This window comes from Clostridium sp. TJA085 (assembly GCF_058310235.1).
In genome coordinates this window covers 14,761-34,965 of sequence record NZ_JBZEEZ010000001.1, presented here as the reverse complement: position 1 = coordinate 34,965, position 20,205 = coordinate 14,761, and the positions used below count along the sequence as shown (strand labels likewise).

Sequence of the window (20,205 nt, the reverse complement as noted above, 5' to 3'; positions counted from 1 at the left end):
TTTAATAAATACTTTAATAAAAAATTTCAATGAATTCTATAATTAATAGAAATTCTAATTTAATTAAATTTTAAAATTGTCAAGTTAAATATATAAAACTAGATAACTTTTAATACTTATTTTATAATAAATCTTTCAATAGATAAAAATAATATTATATTATTTTTTACTCAAACTTAATTATTCATTTTCATCCTTTTTTAAAGCTTGATCTTTTCTTTTTTTGTCATTAACTAATGATGCTACAAGAGCAGTTGTTGCTGCTAGTAAAACTGTTAATTTACCTGTTTTTTTGATGTTCATATTTAAAACCATCCTTTCAAATTCAAGCATTTATTCATATATTATAACCTATATTATACCATTTATTCTACAAATAATTCAAAATAAAAAGTATCTTATTTTAAGATACTTTTTATTTAAGTTATTTGAATTGATTTAATTCCTTATCGTATAAATAATTCGCCTCTTTTAGCTTATTTATTAATACATCTTTATCAATATCCATATCATAACATAAATTATCTAAATTTGAATAATAATCTCTTAACTTAAGATTTATTATACTTAAAAGTATATTTGAATCCATTTCTTTTATTTCTTCTGTTGTCATAACTTCACTTCCTATATATTATTATAAATCAGAAAAACTTATAACTTTTATATTATTTTTTAATAAATATTCTTTCATTTCATCTGATGTAAGTATTTCTAATTCTTTTTCTCTTATCGTATTATATGATGATATATTTTTAAGCTCTTCTCCATTATTGGATGGATGAGCCATAAATTCTATTGTATTATATTTATCTTTTAAATAATCCAATCTTTCTTTTAAATAATCTAAAGATATATTATTTAAATAAAATGAATTATCAAAATAATCCGGACAAACTACTCCTTTTTTTTCTAAAATATATTTATCTTCATTAAATGGACATCTCATAGGAACTCCTAATTCATCAGCTATATTTACTACTAAATTTAATATATCTTTATTAAATGCGTAAAAGTGATGGTGACTATCTATATGATTTATTTTCATTCCAGTCCTTTTAAACTTTTCTATTTGTGCTCTAATCTCTTTTTCAGCCTCTATAATACTTACATCTTTAGGTATAAGATTAGGCTTTCTATAGAAATTGCCATTTTCATCACATATACTTTTTACTTCTGAAAATTCACTTACAGGTCTTCCACATGTAAAATTTAAGTGAATTCCCATTTCATTTATTCCAGAATCAAAAGCAAGTTTTATAGCTTCTTCAAAAAATGGCATATTTGCCATAGCACTTGTATCACCCATTATACCTTCTTTTAAACATTTTATTATTCCTTCTGATACACCTTTTGATAATCCAAAATCATCACCATTAATTAATAAGTTCATCTTCCCACATCCCCTTTTGTTATTAATATATATTAATTTTATTTTTTACACTACTTACCAATAAAGTTGATATTATAAGAACTGAAAATTCAACTACTGGTATAGTCATCCAAACTCCATATAATCCAAGTAATTTTGAAAATATATTAAGTATTATAAATATCAATACTAATCCTCTCATTAAAGATAAAAAAATTGAAAACTTTGATCTTTCAATTGCTTGTAAAAACCCAATATTTACAATGTTTACACCTGCTGGTATAAATGCAACAAAATAAATCATAATACCTATTTTTGCAACTTCCATTAATTCATCTTTACTACTTGAAAATATACTTACTAAAATTTGTGGTTCTAATATTCCTATAAAGAAAAATATTGTACCTAAAATAAAAGAAATCTTAGTTCCAATTTTATATATAGAAATGACTCTATCAAATTTATTGGCCCCATAATTTGTTCCTAAAAGTGGTTGTATTCCTTGAGATATTCCACTAAATATTGCAATAAATATTAATGCAACATTTGCTATTATACTATAAGCTGATACAGCTATATCTCCACCTATCCTTAATAATGTCATGTTAAACATAAGTATTACTATGCCACCTGATATTTCTAAAATAAAACTTGCAAATCCATTTGTAATTATTCTTTTTATATATTTATAAGAAAATCGTTTTATATTAAGTTTTATTCTACATGATTTTTTGAAAAAATGAGTAAGTAAAACCATTACTCCAAAACATTGACCTATAGTTGTTGCTAGTGCCGCCCCTTTCATCCCCATATTTAATGGAAATATAAATATATAATCTAAAATTATATTTATAATATTTGTTACTATTATTGCCCACATAGAAACTTTAGGGTCATGATCATTTCTTACAAATACATTTAAACAATTAGATAATATGTACATAAAGCTTGCAAATAAAATAATTTTCAAATAATCCATTACTAATGGTAAAAGCTCATTAGATGCTCCTAAAAGTATGGCTATTTTTTTTAAATTCAAACTTCCTACAATAGAAAATATTATTCCTATACCAAAAGCTATAACTATTGATGTTGTAAATATTTCATTTAACACATTATACTTTTTTCTTCCAATATTTATAGAAAGCAACGTAGCTCCACCAACTCCAAATATTAAACCTGTTGCAGTAAATGTACTATACACTGGTAATGAAATATTAAGAGCTGCTAAACCATTATTTCCAATTCCTCTACCAATAAACATAGTGTCCAAAAATATACATAAAGATAATCCAATCATCCCTATTATACTTGGCAACATAAACTTTAAAACTAAACTAATTATATTATCATTTATTGGATCTAATTTTTTCATAAATAGATACCTCGTTATTAAGTAAAATTTACTAAATATCTTTAAGCCATTTAATGAGCTTATATAAACATCTATATATATAAAATACTTTTGAAATATATAAATGTCAAGATTAACTATTCATTCAAAATACTATAAAAAATAATTAATTTTTATCACAGTATTCAAATAAATTTTTATAATATAAAATTGAAACACTTTAAATATTTAACTAAGATTAAATATTTAAAGTGTTTCATTTATTTGCTTAATATATCCTTAAGTGCATCATATGAAAAATTTATTATTTCTCCACACCCTACTTTACTTTTCTTTAAGTCTAAACATATTTCTGAATTATACTTTTCTCTAATTCTATTCATAAGTTCTTTTGAATACATTCTTGCTTCATTTTTATCTAATCTATTTTCCCTTCCCTTTAAGTATCCAATTATTAACACTGCAGCATTAACCGCTCCACAAAGACTTCCAACAGCTACTCCTGTACCCATTCCACTTCCTAATGCTACTGGAATATCAGTATTATATTCCTCGTTATATGACTTTATTATAGATTCTGCACAATTATAACCTTGACTATGATATTCTGATGGTTTTATCATTATAAATTCTCCTTAACTACTTTTTATTTTCTATACTATTAATAATATATCAAATTTTTATTTTTTTCTATTTAATTATAATATTTAAATACTATTTAATCAAAATAAAGTATAATTTATTTGAATATTAAATAAATATAAACTATATTATATAAAAATTTCTACTTTTTAATAATTTATATAAATACCAATTAAATAAACTACTGTAAATAAATTATATATAAAATTTAAATCATTAAATATAATTAAATTCTATAGAGATAAATTTAATAAAATAAAAAAAGATGATTTTTAAAATCACCTTTTAATAATTGATACCTACTCTTCATCATAAAAATCTAAGTAAGAATGTTTTACTCCATCCTTTTCCCATCCTAAGATAGAATCAATAGAAACATTCTCTGCAGCTTTAAATATTGATTTATCAACACCATCAAAATTTTCTTTTAAGTTCTTTATTAATTCTTTTATTTCAAATCTCTTATTTCCAACTTTTTTAGCTGCAACCATACATGCACAATTAAGTGGCCATATACCACTATAGTTTATAAATCTTTTTATGTAATCTTCTTCTATAAGATACATTGGTCTTATAAGTTCTAAACCTTCAAAATTTTGTGATTTAAGTTTAGGAAGCATAGTTTTAAAATTGCCTGCATATAAAATATTTAAAAGTGTTGTTTCTATAACATCATTATAATGATGTCCAAGAGCTAACTTATTACATCCAAGCTCCTGTGCTTTTGCATATAATGATCCTCTTCTCATTCTTGCACAAAGATAACATGGATAATCACTAGCCTTTTCATCTATAACATTAAATATTCCTGATTCATAAATATGTGCAGGTATATTTAAGTAATTTAAATTATCTATTAATAATTCTTTTATTTGCTTATGATATCCTGGATCCATAGCAATAAATTCTAAATCAAAATTTATTTGACCATGCCTTTTAAGTTCTTGGAAAAGCTTTGCCATTAAAAGTGAATCTTTTCCACCAGAAATTGCAACAGCAATTTTATCTCCTTCTTCAACTAAATTATATTGCTTAATAGCCTTAATAAATTTAGACCAAATATTTTTTCTGTATCTTTTTACAATACTTCTTTCTATTTCTTTTAAAGGCTTTTTTTCTTCTTCTGGAATTAATCTTGGACATCCTTGTCCTGCTATATCGCTCATTTTATCACCTCATTCATCATGATATTATATCATCTTTTAAAAAAAAATAAAATTAAAAGCCAGAAAATAATCTGACTTTTAATTTTAATATTCATATATATTACTATTTTGACATATTGTAACTTTCAATGTATTTCCATCAACCATCTTTTTATATGAACATAAAAACTCATTTAATTCAGTATCATTTAAATCAATAGTTCTTTCACTTATTAATGTTACATATTCTTTATCTAAGTTTATTTTTACATCATTTATTTGATTTCTTATACAATATGTATCAATTGTTTTTGATTCTATTTTTTTATTATACTTTTCTTTAAAAGACATCTTTTTTCTCATTTTCTCATAATCCGGTTGAATATCTTCTAAACTCAAATCTAACCCCATACTCTTAAGATTCTCCTCCATACTAGAAGGATCAAAACCATATCTTTCCATAACCTTTTTTTGTATTTCAAAAAGTTTCTTTTGAGATATATTATTTTTTGCCATGTAGTCTGCAATATTAGTTGAAAAATCACTTAAATTCATTTCACCAGTTTGTGTTTTATAATATAAATCATAAATATAATTTTCAAATTTATCTATATCTTTCTCATTAACTCTATTTTTTAATTCATTAAAATCAATTATTCTATCATCACTCATAAATTTCAGCTCCTTAAAAAAATTTATGTCCCCTTAAATCATATTATATATCAAAATAGGATACCAAAAAAGTGGTATCCTAAATATTTTATCTTCCATTACTTAAAGATATATTTGTTTTAATATTTTTATTATTTTCAATTATTTCTTTGTCTGCTGCTTTTAATAACTTGAATTGTCCATAAAGGTTTATTAAATACATTGGTATTACTAAAATTGATAAAAAAGGAATCATACTAACTATTAATGATGCTGCTCCGATAGCAATAGGAATTATACTAACATTATATTTTTTACATATTACAAAATACATGTAAACTGAATATACAGTATATATAGCCATTGCAATATCACCAATTAAGCCTGTACTAAACATTGCAACTACCAAAGTAAATACAAAACCAATATTACCTTTTCCTAAGCTAATTAATATGTATGCATTACCAACTGGTATCCATGCAAGCCAAGGCTTATTTAATTTTTCCTTCTTAGCTATTTTATAAAGAGCTAGCGAAACAATAATATAGTTTATAAGTGAAAAGATAGTCATCACAATAAATATTGTACTTAATGATTTTATTAATTCTTCTGGCATTCTATTCCCCCTAATAAACAATTTAGTTTTATATATATTTTATCATAAAATAAAATATTTTAAACTATTTTGTAAATTTTTTAGATATTTAATGAATTTTATTTTTACTTTTTATGAATAATGATTATATATATACATAAACTAATGATTATTGTAAGGAGGTTTTTATTAAAATATGAATAAAAAAAATAAGAAAATAAAAAAAGTAAATATTAATTCACCTGAACCTAATGATGGAACATTTATAAACAGAAGTCCTAAAGATAGTTTTTCAGCTGAGGAAACTGTTAGATATGGTGAAGAAACCGATGTAGATGATATTTAAAAAATAAAGAGGTAATTTTTAATTACCTCTTTATTTTTGCTCTATAATCATATTATCAAATATATCTAAAACTATATTTCTAAATAATTTATTTTGTGATAATACTTTATCTATTATTTCTACTTTTATATTCATAGATTTAAGCTTACTTAATATACTATCATCTTTGTCAGATATAATATCTATATTAAAGTGATATCCCTTTGTTATAAGAATAGGAACTATAGCTATCTCTTTTATATTATCTTTCTTTATATCTTCTAACAAATATTTATAAGCCTCTTTATTATTAATTAAAGCTATATAGATTTTATCTAGCTTTTTATTAATTTCTATAGCTTTATTTATATATTTTTCTTCAAAGTTATCTTTACTTCCTAATATTCCATGACAAATAAATAATATATTTTTATATTTATTTATGTAAAAATCTATTAAGTCTTCTCTCTCTTCCATTAAAGGTTTTGTAACTTTAATTTTCTCAAAGTACTTTTTATATTCTTCTGTAGCTTCTAATACCTTTAAGTACTCTTTTCCTCTGGATAAATACAGAGCTTCTACATAAACTATTTTATAATTATTATTTTTAAGTTCTTCTAAAGTTTGTTTATAACCCTTTATATCTAAAGATAACTTACTAAGCATTTTTTCACTGGTTAAAGAAAAGAAATAATCATATTCTTTTCCATACTTATCTTTTACATCTTTTAAAAATGGTAATAAGTACTTATTAAACCCTTCATCTTTTGCTGTTCCAAAAGCTACAATAACAACAGCTTTTTTAATATTCAACTTACTTCACTTCACTTTTTGCAAATTCTTCAAAACTAGCTAAAAATTTATCTATATGTTCTTCTTCATGTTTTACTGATAAAAATAATGCTTCAAATTGTGAAGGTGGTATATTAAATCCATCATTTATCATATGAAGGAAGTATCTTTTAAATCTATCTCCATCACACTTCTTAACATCTTCATAGTATTCAACTTTTTCTGCATCAGTAAAGAATACTGTCATCATTCCACCAACTCTATTTACAACAGTTCCAATTCCATACTTATTTGAAATTTCTTTTATACCATTTTCAAACTTTTGTCCTAATTTTTCTATATGATCATACCAATTTAAATTATTTTTAAGTTTAGTTAAAGTCGCAAGACCTGCTGCCATAACAATAGGATTACCTGACATAGTTCCTGCTTGATATACTCCCCCAAGAGGTGAAAGATTTTCCATTATTTCTTTCTTTCCACCATAAGCTCCTGATGGAAGACCACCGCCCATTATTTTAGCATAAGTTACTAAATCTGGCTTATCCTCAAAAAGACTTTGTGCTCCTTTAAATGCAGCTCTGAATCCGCTCATTACTTCATCAAATATTAAAAGTGCTCCATATTCATCACACAGTCTTCTCAATGTTTTTATAAAACTATCTTTAGCTTTTATAACTCCCATATTACCTGCAACTGGCTCTATAATTACACAAGCAATATCATCACCATATTTTGAAAATAATTCTTCCATACTATTTTCATCATTATATATGCCTATTAATGTATTTTTTATACTACCTTCTGGTATACCTAATGAGCCTGCTATTCCTTCTGTAAGAACCCCTGACCCTGCTTCAACTAAGAAACCATCAAAGTGACCATGATAACATCCAGCAAATTTCACTATTTTATTTTTCTTAGTGTATCCTCTTGCAAGTTTTATAGCACTCATAGTAGCTTCTGTTCCTGAATTAACCATTCTAATCATATCTACTGTATCTAGATTTTCACACATAAATTTGCTCATTTCAAGTTCAAGCTTAGTTGGTGCTCCAAAAGCTAATGCTCTTTTTGACTCATCATTTATTGCATTAACAACATCTTTATCACAATGTCCAAGTATCAATGGTCCCCATGCTAAAACAAAATCTATATACTCATTATCATCTTCATCTTTAATAATAACTCCTTCTCCACTTTTTATTACTGGAGGAGTTATTCCCATATCCTTAAAAGATCTAACTGGACTATTTACACCACCTGGCATATAAATTTTTGATTCTTCAAATATTTTTTTATTCATCATAATTAATATCTCCTTACTTTCTTAAAAGCTTAGAAGCTTCTAATGCATGATAAGTAATTATTATATCTGCTCCTGCTCTTTTCATTGATGTTAAGGTTTCAAGTATTATTCTATTTTCATCTATTAGTCCCATTTTTCCAGCAGCTTTTATCATAGCATACTCTCCACTTACATTATAAACACATACAGGAAGATTAACTGTGTCTCTAACTTCCCTTACTATATCTAAATAAGAAAGAGCTGGTTTTACCATTACAATATCTGCTCCTTCTTCTATATCATATAAAACTTCCTTTATAGCTTCTCTTCTATTTGCTGGATCCATTTGATATGTTTTTCTATCACCAAATGAAGGTGCTGAATTTGCAGCTGCTCTAAATGGTCCATAATAAGCTGAACAATATTTTGCTGAATAGCTCATTATTGAAACATTTTTAAATCCTTCTTTATCAAGAGCTTCTCTGATTCTATAAACTCTTCCATCCATCATATCAGATGGCGCTATAACTTCTGCTCCAGCTTTAGCATGTGATACAGCTATTTTACATAAATAATCTAATGTTTCGTCATTATCTACATCATGATTATGTATTATTCCACAATGACCATGATCTGTATATTCACACATACAAACATCTGTAACTATTAAAATATCTTTTGTTATTTCTTTTATCTTTCTTATAGCTTTTTGAACAATTCCATCTTCTGCAAATGATTCACTACCACAAGAATCTTTATGATCTGGTATACCAAATAAAATTACTCCTTTTATTCCAAGCGTTACAGCTTCATTTATAACTCCATCTAACATATCTATTGAATAATGATATACATCAGGTAAAGATTCTATTTCTTTTTTTATTCCATTACCTTCAACAACAAATAATGGTAATATAAAATCTTCAGGAGCTAATGAAGTTTCTCTTACTAAACTCCTCATATTTTCATTTACTCTTAATCTTCTTCCTCTTTTTATCATTTTAATGCACTTCCTTTAATATATCCTTTATCTCTTTTAAAAATCCTTCTTGTGAATGTTCCTTACAAACAAATGAATTTACTCCACTTTCATTTAATGCTTTATTTGTTATAGGTCCTATTGATATACAAATTTTTTCTTTTATTTTATCAAGACCAACCATTTCTTTCATATTTTCAAAAGTTGATGGTGATGTAAATAATATTGCATCAACTTCATCAAAAGCTTTAGTATTTTTAACTTCACCTTTTGTTACATCATAAACATTTATTTTTGTAACTATAGCTCCTAAATTTTTAAGTTCTTCAGCTAAGAAAGGTCTGCTTTTTGATGATGAAGGTATAAGGATTCTGTCCCCTTCCTTTATAAAAGGTTTTATAGTATCAAAAAGTTTTTCTCCAACAAATTCTCTTGAAGTTTTAAAAGGAATTATTCCTCTCATTTCTAAAGCTTTAGTTGTTGCTTTTCCAATAGATGATACTTTCGCTTTTATATTTCTAACATCAATCTTTTCTTTAACTAAATAATCAAAAAATTTATTAACTCCGTTTACAGAAGTAAATAATATATGGTCAAATGTACTTAAATCATCTTTAATATTATCTAGTTTATCTGATGTATCTTTTATAACTATAGAATTTATTTCTGTAACTTCAGCACCTAATTTTTTAAGTTCAATCTTTAAATCCTTAGATTGTTCCTTTGAACGTGTTATACATATATTTTTCCCAAATAAAGGTTTATTTTCATACCATGATAATTCATTTTCTAAAGATACAACATCTCCAATTACTATTATACATGGAGATTGTAAATTTGCTTCTCTAGCTTTATCACCTATATTCTCTAAATTCCCAATAACTTTTTTCTGTTTTGAAGAAGTTCCTCTCATAACTACAGCAGCTTTAGTATTTCTATCTTTTCCATATTTTATAAGCTCACTTGTAATTCTATCAATATTTGAAAGTCCCATCATAAATACTAAAGTTCCATTTTCTTTAGCTAATGCTTCATAATTTACATTTAAATCTTTAGCTGACATTCCAGTTACAATATGAAAACTTTGTGCTATTCCCCTATGTGTTATTGGAATTCCAGCATAATTTAATACAGCTATAGGTGATGTAACTCCTGATATAACTTCAAATTCTATACCAGCTTCTCTACATGCTATAACTTCTTCTCCCCCTCTTCCAAATACATATGGATCTCCACCTTTTATTCTTCCTACAATATGACCTTCTTTTGCAAGTTTTACAATCATATCATTTATTTCTTCTTGTGTTTTATAATGAGCTCCTGGCTCTTTTCCACAATAATAAATTTCACAATCTTCATTTAAATAATTTAAAACATTATTTGAAACTAATCTATCATAAAGTACTGCTGTACATTCATTTATTACTCTCTTCGCTTTTAAAGTTAAAAGTTCCTCATCTCCTGGTCCTGTACCTATAATATAAGCTTTACTCATAAGTTTCCTCCTAAATCCTACTCACTTAATATTTTCTTTGCTAAAGTTTTTCCTAATTCTTCACCATTATTTTTATGTCCTAATATGTCTTTTTTAACTACTTTCCCATTAACTAAAAAAGTTCCTATCATATATAAATTATCATCTTGAATTTCAGAGTAAACTCCAATCATGCTATGGCAATCTCCACCTAAAGCTCTCATAAAGCTTCTTTCCGCTAATACTTGTAATCTAACTTCTTTATTATCAAGTTTCTTTAAAACTTCTTTATTCTCTAAGCTTTCAAGACACTCTATCCCAAGGGCACCTTGTCCAACTGCTGGTAAAAATTCTTTAGGATTAAAATAATCTGTTATTATATCTTCCATGTTTAATCTTTTAAGTCCCGCTGCAGCAAGTATTATTCCATCCATATTTTCGTCTTTCATTTTTTTAAGTCTTGTTTGCACATTACCTCTTATCGGAACAATATTTAAATCTGGTCTAAGTTCTTTAAGCATAACCTCTCTTCTTAAACTACTTGTTCCAATTACTGCACCTTTTTTTAATTCATTAAAATGAATACCATTTGCTGATACAAACACATCTCTTATGTCTTCTCTTTCAGGTATACATATAAGTTCAAAACCTTCAGGAAGTTCATGTGGTACATCTTTCATACTATGTACAGCTATATGAGCTTCTTTTTCTATCATTTTCTGCTCTATTTCCTTAACAAATAAACCTTTTCCACCTATTTTATTTAAAGTTATATCTAATCTTCTATCTCCTTCAGTTATAACTAGAAGTTTTTCACCTTCTACATTAACTGTCTTTAACAAATCTATAAATCTATCTGCTTGAACTTGTGCCAGCATAGATTTTCTTGTTGCTACTACAAATTTCATTTTTTCACCCTACCTAATATAAAATAATTTATCTACTAAATCATTATCATAAAAAAGATTTAATAAAATCTTCTCCTTACCTTTATCTACAGCTAATTTAAAATCATCACTTATTATAAAATCTAATATTTCATTTTTATTACAATCAATATTTTTTAAATTATTTCTAATTATAGAAGTTACTTTTATAAATTCATCTAAATTTTTAGCTTCATTTAATATTTTATTTGATACAAACCTTGCCCCCTTAGGATTTCCTCTTAAAGTATTAATACCTATAATAATTTCATTAGAATTTATATTCATAGGTATCATTCCCATACTTTTTGTTGTATCATTACAATTTATATATATTTTATCTTCAGATTTACAATCTTCTATTATATTATACATAACATATTCATTATCTATTGCAATAATAATTATATGTTTCCCTTTTAAATATGTTTTATTATATTCATCTTTTATTATTTTTAAATTTTCATATTTTACTTTATAAAAATCTTCACTTATATCTTTTCCAACAACAACAACTTTACTTCCACTTTTTAAAAAAGTATTTGCTTTAATAAAAGCTGCTCTTCCAGCACCAATTACTAATACATTTAAACTTTCTGGTAAAAGTGAAAGCATTAATCTGTTTAAACTTCCTCTATGAATATTTTCTCTAAAATCCTCATGCATTCATTACCACGACCTTTTATAGTTTCTTCTTTCAAAACTTCTATAGCCTTATTTACATAAGCATCAGATGTACTTTTCATAAGCATTTTTACTAGCTTATCTTCTTTACTTTCTTTATTTTTAAATGTTTCATACCTTTTCTTATAAATTAAATCTCCGTGCTTTTTAAAATTTATTATATATGGCGTTACTTCTCTAAGTCTTCTCCAATTATTATAAACTTCTATGTACTCATCTATTAAATAATAAAATTCTTTCATTCTTTGAACTCTAAGTTCTTTATTTATGTCATCTACTTTGCTAATTTCATCTATGTTATAAACAGTAACCCTATTTATATTTTTAACTTCTTCACTAACATCTCTTGGAAGTGCTAAATCAAATATTATAATATCATTACCTTCAATATTTATTTCTTTTTCTGTAATTACTGTATGAGGTGCTGAAGTACAAGATATTATACAATCAACACTATTTATGTACTTCTCTCTATCATTAAAACTTATTACTTTAATATTTTCTTCTTCGTAGCTTAAAGAACTTACATTTCTTACTGCTATAATTATCTCTTTAACATTGTGAGATAACAAATGCTTCACAACAAGCTGCCCTACATCCCCGTGTCCTAAAACCATAAATTTTTCACAATTACTCTCAATAGCCTTATTAACAGCAATTGATGCTGATGACACTGGTATTTCATAAAGCTTAGCCTCATTTCTAAATTTCTTACCACATGTTATTCCCTCTTGAAATAATCTTTGAAGTTCTAAATTTATTGATTTTGCTTCTAACGCATACATATACGCATCTTTCACTTGACCTAAAATCTGATCTTCTCCTAATATTTTAGAATGGAAACCACATATTACTTTAAATAAATGTATTGCTGCTTCATCACCTTCTATATAGAAAATATATTCTCTTAATTCATCTTCCCAATCTAATGCTTTAAATATTTTTTCTAAAGCCTCTTTTTTAGATAAAGAATGATTAAAATATATTTCTGTCCTATTACAAGTACTTAATATAACTACTTCTTCAAGGCTTCCCTTTAGTTCCTTTGTTGCTTTTTCTCTAAGGGTTTGCTTTATAGAAAATTTTTCCCTTATGTGCAATGGAATATGTTTTCGTATTCCTAAAACTGCTATCATCGTCTCACTCCATTAATTAATTTATATAAATTTATAAAATATTATTTATAACTATCTTTAACATTATACAACGATTTATATTTATCTTCTATTTTATTTTTTTATTATATTTTATTAAATAAAAATATCACTAGAAATTTGACTTTCAATATAAATTGTAAATCAGATTCTAGTGATATTCAAATAACTTTTTATTATATTTTATATAAACTCGTAGTTATATGAGATTTAGAACTAAAAATTATTAAAGATTAGGATATTTTATTCCACTCCAGTAAACATTATTTTTCATTATAGCTTCATCTGAAAGAGTAACTCCTTCTAAAGCCCATTTTTTCCATTCCATAAAGCCTGTTCTATCAATAATATATCCAATATGCTCTTTTCCACCTGGTGCATCTTTTGCTATATATTCTTTTACGTATTTATAAGTATTTTCTATAATTTTAACTATACTATCTTCATCAGCCCAAATTAAAAAGTCTTCTCCAAGTCTTGGATTTTTCTTTCCTGTTCTTCCCATTATTGAAAGTCTATAATATTTTTCTTTACTTCTAGTCCAAGCTCTTGTAGGACATGACATTACACATTCTCCACAACCTATACATTTACTAGCATCTCTTTTTACTTTATAATTTTCAAAAGTTAATGCCCCTGTTGCTTTCTTCTTACAAGCTTTAACACAAGCTCCACAACTTACACATCTGTAATAATCATATTGTGGTTTTGTCATCCCTATTATTCCAAAATCGTGCATTCTAGCCTTTATACAATCATTTGGACATCCAGTAAGAGCTATTTTAAAATGAAGATCATTTGGGAATATTGCTTCTTCTATTCTTTTTGCAAAATTAGTTGTGTTATAATTTGCAAAAGGACAAACATTATTTCCTATACAAGCTGCAACGTTTCTTGTTCCAGCTGCTGTATATCCTTCTCCCTTAACTTCTTGATTTATTTGAAGTCCCTCTATTATAGGTTGAAGCATTTTGTTTACTTCATCAATATTTTCAAATTTAATTCCTGGAATTTCAAATCCTTGTCTTGTTGTTATATGAACAGATCCATTACCATACTTATCTGCAATTTCTTGAATCATTCCTAAATATTTTGAGTCTAAGTGTCCACCTGGTACTCTAACTCTTGAAGCTGTAACTCCTCTTGTTTTAGTTACTCTGAACGCATTTTTCTTAAGCTTCTTTGTATTCATATCCATAAAAACGTTCCTCCTAATCTATTAAAAGTTTACCTTTTGTATAATTAAATACTGGACCATCTAAACATATATATGTATCATCTATCTTACAATGTCCACATTTTCCAAGTCCACAACACATTTTTCTTTCTTGAGAAATCCATATATTTTCTTCTTTTATTCCAAGTTTTAAAAACTCCATTAAAGTAAACTTCATCATCATAGGTGGTCCGACAACTATAACTTGAACATTTTCTTTATCTTTAATCTCAAGTTCAGGTATGAACTTAGTTACAAGACCAGTATGTCCAGTATATCCTTCTTCTGCTGAATCAACTGTAACTATTAAGTTCATTTTATCTTCCCAAGCTTTTAAATCATCTTTAAAAAGCATATCTTTTGGGCTCTTAAATCCTGTAATTAAAGTTAAACCATTAGTTTCTGAAGAATTATTAGCAAAATAACTTACAACTCCTCTAACTGGTGAAAGTCCTGTTCCTCCAGCTACAACTATTAATTCTTTATTTTTATAATTATCCACATCGAATCCATTTCCATATGGTCCTCTCATGAATAACTTGTCTCCAACATAATTTTTAAATATTTCATTTGTAACTTTACCAACTCTTCTTATTGTTAAATCAACAAAATTTTCACCTATTCCACTTACTGATATTGGAGCTTCACCATATCTTGGAATTGATACTTCAAAGAATTGTCCTGGTTTTACATCGCCCTTAAATTCCATTCTAAATGTATATTCTATATCTGTATGTTCAATTACTTCTAATATTTTTGAAGGAAATGGTATATAATCATTATTTATCATTTGCGTTCACCTCATCCATTGCATCTTGTAATTTATTTATACATCCTGATACACTTATGTACTCTGGACATATGTCATCACATCTTCCACATCCAACACACATATGGTATCCCCATCTCTTTTTATAATCATATACTTTATGCATGATCTTGAATCTCATCTTTTCACCATTTGATTTTCTAAACTCATGTCCACCAGCCATTGTAGTATATCCTGGAACTTGGCATGAAGCCCAAACTCTTCTTCTTTCTCCTACATTTTCATTATCGCTGTAATATATGTCTTGCATTGAATTACAAGTACAAGTTGGACAAACAAATGTACATCTTCCACAAGCTATACATCTTTCTGAATATTCATCCCACATTTTTGATTTAAATATATTTATATTTAAATTTTCTGGTATATTAACACTTACCTTATTTTCTAAAACAAAATCTGGTTTTATTTCTTCTTCTTTTTTAGGAATATCATTAAAATAGCCATTAAGTTCTTCATCTTTTATATCTAAGTATGCATATTCATCTGTAACTTTTAAATAAGCATCATAGTTTTCTGATTTATTTGTTCCCATATCAACACAATAACAGCTATCAAAGCTATTTTCACATCCCATAAGAACAAACTTTACATTATCTCTTATTCTTTTATAATAAGGATCTTCAAAGCCATTTCTTAAATAAATATCATCTAATCTTTTAACAGCATGTAAATCACAGCTTCTTAAGAATATTATTTGTGGCTTTTCTTTATAGTCTGGTACTTTATATTCATCTTGGTTAAAAAATAATATTGTTTCTGTTATAGGAATTAATGCTTCCTTATATGAATAATCTGATTTCTTATTAAATTCAATATCCTCTACTTTTTTAACTACATCGTATCTCACAACATCTGTTTCTGATGATCTTCCAGCCCCTTCTATAACAGTTGGTGCCATAATCTTATAACTTTTTGATAAGTTTTCAAAAACATCGTTTAAATCTTTAGTTCTAATTTTAAATCCCATAATAAACTCCTTCCTAATGAGCTCTTTTATTTGTTGAAATTATATAATAAGGGATTGCTACAAATACTACTCCTCCTACAATATTTCCTAATGTTACAAATAATAAGTTATACAAACTTCCTATTATATTAACATCTCCATAAGGTACTAAATTTCCAATAGTAAGTAATGACATATTTGCTATACTATGCTCAAAACCTGTTGTAAAGAATACATATACACAAAGTGTAATCATTAGAATTTTTCCTAACTCATCCTTCATTCTGTAACAACACCATACAGCTAAACAAACTAATATATTGCAGAGAATTCCTCTTATAAACAATTCTCCTGGAATAACATTAATTTTATTCATAGCATATTCTGCCATATATTCACCTGAAATACCTCTCCAAAGCCCTGATGCATAATAAAGTATCGCTATTAAAACTGACCCAATAAAATTACCAAAGTAACTAACTCCCCATATTTTTATTAAATCATTAAATTTAATTTCTTCACCTAAGCATCCTGATGTCATAACTAAAGCATTACTCGTAAAAAGTTCTGCTCCTGCAAAAATAACTAAGCTTAACGCTACTGAAAACGAAAGTCCCATAACTATTTTTGTAAATGGCGATCCAGCTTCATTTAGTGTACCTCCAACTGTATAAGAAAGTATTACTCCAAATCCCACAAAAAGACCTGCAAGAATAGCACTAACAAAATAACCTCTTAAATTATTAGTTAATAGGTTAGTTTTCTTTCTAGATAGTGCTACAATCTTATTAAAATCTTCTAAATACATTTTTAATTCCCCCTAATTATATTCCCTTTCTTTTTTCTTATCTGTGATAATTATCACAAACCTTTAAAATAATTAGACAAATTGTCTCTATTAATTATAATAACTTTTTTATTTTCTCTTCTTATAAGCCCCTCCTTCTCTAATATTTTTATAGCTCTTGAGATAGTTTCTCTTGGCATTCCAAACATATCTGAAAGATATGTAATGCTTATTTTTAAATTAATTAAAGTTTCAGTTCCACACTCTACCCCATAATCCTTAGATAGCTTCCACAGCTTAGCTGCAAGCCTTTTCTCAATTTTAAGAGGAGTAGAATTTTTCATTTGTCTATATAATCTTCTAACCTTTAAAGATAATGAATCTAAAACTTTTTTTGCTAATTCAAAATCTTCACTCATAATTTTTATAAAGTTATTTCTATCAAAAACATATATATATCCTTCGTCAAACATTTCACAACTTATTGACGCCTTCATTCTTTCTAATATAACTTCATTTAATATATTTCCTTCTCCTAATATAAATATTATTTTTTTATGTGCAGCTTCATTTAATTTGTATAAAGATACTTTTCCACTTTGCACTATATAAATCTCATCTATATAATCTTTATCTCTAAATACATGTTGTTCTTTCTTAAAGTGAACCTTTTTACCTATTTCACATAATTTTCTTAACGTTAATTCATTAATACCTTTAAACATTTTACATGCTTTCAATTCATTTAAATTTATCATTTTATCACCTATTCGTGTTTATTTCTATCTTACTATACTTTACATTATATATATATTTCAACTGTTTTATAAATTTATATTTGGATAATTTTTATTAATATGGAAATAATAAAAATATTAAAATTTTAGGAGGAAAATAGTATGAGAATTCCAAATCATATTGGTATAATTCCAGATGGAAATAGAAGATATGCTACATCAGTAGGTTTAACCAAAGACAAAGGATACTCTCTTGGAATACTACCAGGACTTATATTATTTAAACAGTGCCAAAAACTAGGTATTAAAGAACTAACTTATTATGGATTTACAATTGATAATACAAAAAGACCTTCTGAACAAAAAAAAGCATTTATAAATGCTTGTATAGAATCAGTAAAATTACTACAAAAAGAAGACTGTGAAATATTAGTTATAGGAAATAAAGATTCTAAAAACTTTCCAAAAGAACTAATCCCTTACACAAAGCGTAAAGTATTTGGAAAAGGTGGAATAAAGGTAAACTTCTTAATTAATTACGGGTGGGAATGGGATCTTTACTCATTAAAAAATAGTAATAATAAATATAAAAATATAATTAATTATATACAATCAAATGACATCTCTAGAATAGATTTAATAATTCGTTGGGGAGGTAGAAGAAGACTAAGTGGATTTTTACCTGTTCAATCAGTTTATTCAGACTTTTATGTTATAGATGATTTATGGCCTAATTTTAATGAAAATCATTTATTCCAAGCACTAAACTGGTATAACAAACAGGATATAACTTTAGGTGGATAGAGTTTATAATCTAAATAATAAAATAGCAATAAGTTTTCTTCTTATTGCTATTTTTATATAATGGCTTTTCTAAATAAATGTTTTTATAAAAACTATAAATATTAAAGCCGGAGTTATGTATCTAACTAAGAATGTAATAAACTTAACCAATCCTTCATTCTTTAATGTTCCATTATTAGTTAACTGAGAAACATATATTTTATTACTTACAATATGTCCCATTAATATAGTTACTAAAAATCCATTTATAGGTAATAAAACATTTGATATAAGATCATTATAAAAATCAAAAAATGTTAATCCAAATATAGTATTATGTGCTAAAATTCCATTTGGGTTAGCTGATAATGCAGCTAATGAACCAAATATTAAAATAACAATTATACAAATTATTATAGATTTTTTTCTTTCTATTTTAAATTGTTCTGTAAGCATAGCTACTATTACTTCTAATATTGATATCATAGCCATTGTTGCAGCTATTGCAGTAAGTAAAAAGAATACTACTCCAAGTATTGAGCCACCTGGTATTTTTGAGAATATTAAAGGTACAGTATTAAATAAAAGTCCTGGCCCTCCTTCTGGTTTCTGTCCAAATGAAAATACCGCTGGAAATATTGCTGTTCCTGCAATTAATGACACAAAAGTATCTGATAAAGCAACCTTTGTTCCAGTTGATATTAAGTTAGTATCATCTGTAAAATAGCTACTATATGTAATCATTGATCCTGTACCAACTGAAAGTTTAAAAAATGCTAATCCAAGGGCAGATAAAAATACTGAAAATGTTACCTTTGAAAAATCAGGTTTAAATAAAAATTTAACTCCTTCTATTGAATTTGGTAAAGTTAAACTTCTACCTGCACAAAAAAGAAGTAAAATTATAAGTATTGGCATTAATACTTTAGTCATTTTTTCAATACCACTTTTAACACCCATTGTAAGTATAATTCCACCAACAATTAATGCTAAAAGTTGCCATAATATAGGACTTAATGGACCAATACTTGTTTGATTAAACATATTTGTTAAAGTTTGTGCATTAGCACCTGCAAATTGTCCTGTAATTGCTTTTACAACATATGAATATACCCATCCAGTAACTACTGTATAGAAAAATAACATACAGAAAGATGATGTTACTCCAATTATCCCAATTATCCTAAAAAACTTTTTATCTGTTATACTTGCTACTGCACCATAAACATTTTTCTTTGTTTCTCTTCCCAATGCAAATTCACTAATAAGTGCTGGTATTCCAATTACTAGAATACACGCTAAATAAATAATTATAAATGCTGCTCCTCCATTTTCTCCAACAACATAAGGAAACATCCATATATTCCCTAGTCCTACACAAGAACTTAAAGTTGCGAAAAATATAGCTAAGCCTGATGAAAATTTTTCTCTATTTTCTTCCATCTTATCCTCTCCATCCTGCTAAATGTATTACTAATTGATTATATACTTTTAATTATTATTTTTTCAATATATTAATATTTAAA

At 26.2% G+C, this 20,205-nt stretch carries 23 protein-coding genes; 2 read left to right on the top strand and 21 right to left on the bottom strand.

Translation table 11 applies throughout. The features are described from left to right. Window positions 1–180: 180 nt before the first annotated feature. The 8 genes from AC4FQW_RS00195 to AC4FQW_RS00160 all read right to left on the bottom strand — a co-directional run bounded on the left by AC4FQW_RS00195 (window position 181) and on the right by AC4FQW_RS00160 (window position 5,777). Window positions 181–303 (bottom strand): hypothetical protein, encoded by a 123-nt coding sequence (locus tag AC4FQW_RS00195; protein ID WP_303128305.1) that lies wholly within the window; start codon window positions 301–303, stop codon window positions 181–183. A 121-nt stretch (window positions 304–424) separates the two neighbouring features. Beyond that, on the bottom strand, window positions 425–613 hold the full coding sequence (locus tag AC4FQW_RS00190) for a DUF4250 domain-containing protein (protein ID WP_303128304.1): 189 nt from the start codon (window positions 611–613) through the stop codon (window positions 425–427). Between the two features lie 21 nt (window positions 614–634). Continuing rightward, window positions 635–1,390: a carbohydrate deacetylase gene (locus AC4FQW_RS00185; RefSeq protein WP_491146734.1), complete on the bottom strand. Its 756-nt coding sequence runs from the start codon at window positions 1,388–1,390 to the stop codon at window positions 635–637. A 22-nt stretch (window positions 1,391–1,412) separates the two neighbouring features. Continuing rightward, on the bottom strand, window positions 1,413–2,744 hold the full coding sequence (locus tag AC4FQW_RS00180) for an MATE family efflux transporter (RefSeq protein WP_303128296.1): 1,332 nt from the start codon (window positions 2,742–2,744) through the stop codon (window positions 1,413–1,415). A gap of 239 nt (window positions 2,745–2,983) precedes the next feature. Continuing rightward, window positions 2,984–3,346, bottom strand: a complete 363-nt coding sequence (locus AC4FQW_RS00175; RefSeq protein ID WP_303128290.1) for a C-GCAxxG-C-C family (seleno)protein — start codon at window positions 3,344–3,346, stop codon at window positions 2,984–2,986. 318 nt (window positions 3,347–3,664) lie between these two features. Next, window positions 3,665–4,531: a tRNA 2-thiocytidine biosynthesis TtcA family protein gene (locus AC4FQW_RS00170; RefSeq protein ID WP_491146733.1), complete on the bottom strand. Its 867-nt coding sequence runs from the start codon at window positions 4,529–4,531 to the stop codon at window positions 3,665–3,667. 84 nt (window positions 4,532–4,615) lie between these two features. After that, window positions 4,616–5,182 carry a DUF3867 domain-containing protein gene (locus AC4FQW_RS00165; RefSeq protein WP_303128284.1) on the bottom strand — a complete coding sequence of 189 codons (567 nt, stop codon included), beginning with the start codon at window positions 5,180–5,182 and terminating at the stop codon, window positions 4,616–4,618. An 88-nt stretch (window positions 5,183–5,270) separates the two neighbouring features. After that, window positions 5,271–5,777 carry a hypothetical protein gene (locus AC4FQW_RS00160; RefSeq protein WP_491146732.1) on the bottom strand — a complete coding sequence of 169 codons (507 nt, stop codon included), beginning with the start codon at window positions 5,775–5,777 and terminating at the stop codon, window positions 5,271–5,273. 175 nt (window positions 5,778–5,952) lie between these two features. On the opposite strand from AC4FQW_RS00160, the gene AC4FQW_RS00155 reads away from it, so the two are divergent. Next, window positions 5,953–6,102, top strand: a complete 150-nt coding sequence (locus AC4FQW_RS00155) for a hypothetical protein (RefSeq protein WP_491146731.1) — start codon at window positions 5,953–5,955, stop codon at window positions 6,100–6,102. 30 nt (window positions 6,103–6,132) lie between these two features. On the opposite strand, the gene AC4FQW_RS00150 is transcribed toward AC4FQW_RS00155, so the two are convergent. The 12 genes from AC4FQW_RS00150 to AC4FQW_RS00095 all read right to left on the bottom strand — a co-directional run bounded on the left by AC4FQW_RS00150 (window position 6,133) and on the right by AC4FQW_RS00095 (window position 17,917). Further along, a complete protein-coding gene (locus AC4FQW_RS00150; protein ID WP_491146730.1) occupies window positions 6,133–6,894 on the bottom strand; it encodes a sirohydrochlorin cobaltochelatase in 762 nt (253 codons plus the stop codon). 1 nt (window position 6,895) lies between these two features. Beyond that, window positions 6,896–8,182 (bottom strand): glutamate-1-semialdehyde 2,1-aminomutase, encoded by a 1,287-nt coding sequence (gene hemL, locus AC4FQW_RS00145; RefSeq protein ID WP_303128271.1) that lies wholly within the window; start codon window positions 8,180–8,182, stop codon window positions 6,896–6,898. A 13-nt stretch (window positions 8,183–8,195) separates the two neighbouring features. Continuing rightward, a complete protein-coding gene (gene hemB, locus AC4FQW_RS00140; RefSeq protein WP_303128269.1) occupies window positions 8,196–9,161 on the bottom strand; it encodes a porphobilinogen synthase in 966 nt (321 codons plus the stop codon). 1 nt (window position 9,162) lies between these two features. Beyond that, window positions 9,163–10,635, bottom strand: coding sequence for a uroporphyrinogen-III C-methyltransferase (cobA, locus tag AC4FQW_RS00135; RefSeq protein WP_491146729.1), 1,473 nt, complete (start codon window positions 10,633–10,635; stop codon window positions 9,163–9,165). Window positions 10,636–10,652: 17 nt separating this feature from the next. Further along, window positions 10,653–11,522, bottom strand: a complete 870-nt coding sequence (gene hemC / locus AC4FQW_RS00130; RefSeq protein WP_303128265.1) for a hydroxymethylbilane synthase — start codon at window positions 11,520–11,522, stop codon at window positions 10,653–10,655. A 9-nt stretch (window positions 11,523–11,531) separates the two neighbouring features. Then, window positions 11,532–12,206, bottom strand: a complete 675-nt coding sequence (locus AC4FQW_RS00125; protein ID WP_491146728.1) for an NAD(P)-dependent oxidoreductase — start codon at window positions 12,204–12,206, stop codon at window positions 11,532–11,534. After that, window positions 12,164–13,360 carry a glutamyl-tRNA reductase gene (gene hemA / locus AC4FQW_RS00120; RefSeq protein WP_491146727.1) on the bottom strand — a complete coding sequence of 399 codons (1,197 nt, stop codon included), beginning with the start codon at window positions 13,358–13,360 and terminating at the stop codon, window positions 12,164–12,166. Before hemA ends, AC4FQW_RS00125 begins: the two co-directional genes overlap by 43 nt. Window positions 13,361–13,604: 244 nt before the next feature. Next, window positions 13,605–14,576 (bottom strand): sulfite reductase subunit C, encoded by a 972-nt coding sequence (asrC, locus tag AC4FQW_RS00115; RefSeq protein WP_303128249.1) that lies wholly within the window; start codon window positions 14,574–14,576, stop codon window positions 13,605–13,607. 13 nt (window positions 14,577–14,589) lie between these two features. Continuing rightward, window positions 14,590–15,384: an anaerobic sulfite reductase subunit AsrB gene (gene asrB / locus AC4FQW_RS00110; RefSeq protein WP_491146726.1), complete on the bottom strand. Its 795-nt coding sequence runs from the start codon at window positions 15,382–15,384 to the stop codon at window positions 14,590–14,592. After that, window positions 15,374–16,393 (bottom strand): anaerobic sulfite reductase subunit AsrA, encoded by a 1,020-nt coding sequence (gene asrA, locus AC4FQW_RS00105; RefSeq protein WP_303128244.1) that lies wholly within the window; start codon window positions 16,391–16,393, stop codon window positions 15,374–15,376. The genes asrB and asrA overlap by 11 nt, the downstream gene beginning before the upstream one ends. Before the next feature lie 13 nt (window positions 16,394–16,406). Beyond that, complete coding sequence (locus AC4FQW_RS00100) at window positions 16,407–17,180, bottom strand: formate/nitrite transporter family protein (protein ID WP_303128241.1); 774 nt, start codon at window positions 17,178–17,180, stop codon at window positions 16,407–16,409. Window positions 17,181–17,233: 53 nt separating this feature from the next. Beyond that, window positions 17,234–17,917 (bottom strand): Crp/Fnr family transcriptional regulator, encoded by a 684-nt coding sequence (locus AC4FQW_RS00095; RefSeq protein ID WP_491146725.1) that lies wholly within the window; start codon window positions 17,915–17,917, stop codon window positions 17,234–17,236. A 141-nt stretch (window positions 17,918–18,058) separates the two neighbouring features. On the opposite strand from AC4FQW_RS00095, the gene AC4FQW_RS00090 reads away from it, so the two are divergent. Further along, complete coding sequence (locus AC4FQW_RS00090) at window positions 18,059–18,700, top strand: undecaprenyl diphosphate synthase family protein (protein WP_491146724.1); 642 nt, start codon at window positions 18,059–18,061, stop codon at window positions 18,698–18,700. Between the two features lie 69 nt (window positions 18,701–18,769). Here AC4FQW_RS00090 and AC4FQW_RS00085 read toward each other — a convergent pair whose 3' ends face one another. Further along, entirely contained in the window at window positions 18,770–20,122 is a 1,353-nt protein-coding gene (locus tag AC4FQW_RS00085) for a sodium-dependent transporter (RefSeq protein WP_491146723.1), read from the bottom strand. Window positions 20,123–20,205: the final 83 nt, after the last annotated feature.

Coding starts and splice junctions, on each gene's coding strand:
- AC4FQW_RS00195 (WP_303128305.1), bottom strand. CDS start 303: ATGAACATCAAAAAAACAGGTAAATTAACAGTTTTACTAGCAGCAACA.
- AC4FQW_RS00190 (WP_303128304.1), bottom strand. CDS start 613: ATGACAACAGAAGAAATAAAAGAAATGGATTCAAATATACTTTTAAGT.
- AC4FQW_RS00185 (WP_491146734.1), bottom strand. CDS start 1,390: ATGAACTTATTAATTAATGGTGATGATTTTGGATTATCAAAAGGTGTA.
- AC4FQW_RS00180 (WP_303128296.1), bottom strand. CDS start 2,744: ATGAAAAAATTAGATCCAATAAATGATAATATAATTAGTTTAGTTTTA.
- AC4FQW_RS00175 (WP_303128290.1), bottom strand. CDS start 3,346: ATGATAAAACCATCAGAATATCATAGTCAAGGTTATAATTGTGCAGAA.
- AC4FQW_RS00170 (WP_491146733.1), bottom strand. CDS start 4,531: ATGAGCGATATAGCAGGACAAGGATGTCCAAGATTAATTCCAGAAGAA.
- AC4FQW_RS00165 (WP_303128284.1), bottom strand. CDS start 5,182: ATGAGTGATGATAGAATAATTGATTTTAATGAATTAAAAAATAGAGTT.
- AC4FQW_RS00160 (WP_491146732.1), bottom strand. CDS start 5,777: ATGCCAGAAGAATTAATAAAATCATTAAGTACAATATTTATTGTGATG.
- AC4FQW_RS00155 (WP_491146731.1), top strand. CDS start 5,953: ATGAATAAAAAAAATAAGAAAATAAAAAAAGTAAATATTAATTCACCT.
- hemL (WP_303128271.1), bottom strand. CDS start 8,182: ATGATGAATAAAAAAATATTTGAAGAATCAAAAATTTATATGCCAGGT.
- hemB (WP_303128269.1), bottom strand. CDS start 9,161: ATGATAAAAAGAGGAAGAAGATTAAGAGTAAATGAAAATATGAGGAGT.
- cobA (WP_491146729.1), bottom strand. CDS start 10,635: ATGAGTAAAGCTTATATTATAGGTACAGGACCAGGAGATGAGGAACTT.
- hemC (WP_303128265.1), bottom strand. CDS start 11,522: ATGAAATTTGTAGTAGCAACAAGAAAATCTATGCTGGCACAAGTTCAA.
- AC4FQW_RS00125 (WP_491146728.1), bottom strand. CDS start 12,206: ATGCATGAGGATTTTAGAGAAAATATTCATAGAGGAAGTTTAAACAGA.
- hemA (WP_491146727.1), bottom strand. CDS start 13,360: ATGATAGCAGTTTTAGGAATACGAAAACATATTCCATTGCACATAAGG.
- asrC (WP_303128249.1), bottom strand. CDS start 14,576: ATGGATATGAATACAAAGAAGCTTAAGAAAAATGCGTTCAGAGTAACT.
- asrB (WP_491146726.1), bottom strand. CDS start 15,384: ATGATAAATAATGATTATATACCATTTCCTTCAAAAATATTAGAAGTA.
- asrA (WP_303128244.1), bottom strand. CDS start 16,393: ATGGGATTTAAAATTAGAACTAAAGATTTAAACGATGTTTTTGAAAAC.
- AC4FQW_RS00100 (WP_303128241.1), bottom strand. CDS start 17,180: ATGTATTTAGAAGATTTTAATAAGATTGTAGCACTATCTAGAAAGAAA.
- AC4FQW_RS00095 (WP_491146725.1), bottom strand. CDS start 17,917: ATGATAAATTTAAATGAATTGAAAGCATGTAAAATGTTTAAAGGTATT.
- AC4FQW_RS00090 (WP_491146724.1), top strand. CDS start 18,059: ATGAGAATTCCAAATCATATTGGTATAATTCCAGATGGAAATAGAAGA.
- AC4FQW_RS00085 (WP_491146723.1), bottom strand. CDS start 20,122: ATGGAAGAAAATAGAGAAAAATTTTCATCAGGCTTAGCTATATTTTTC.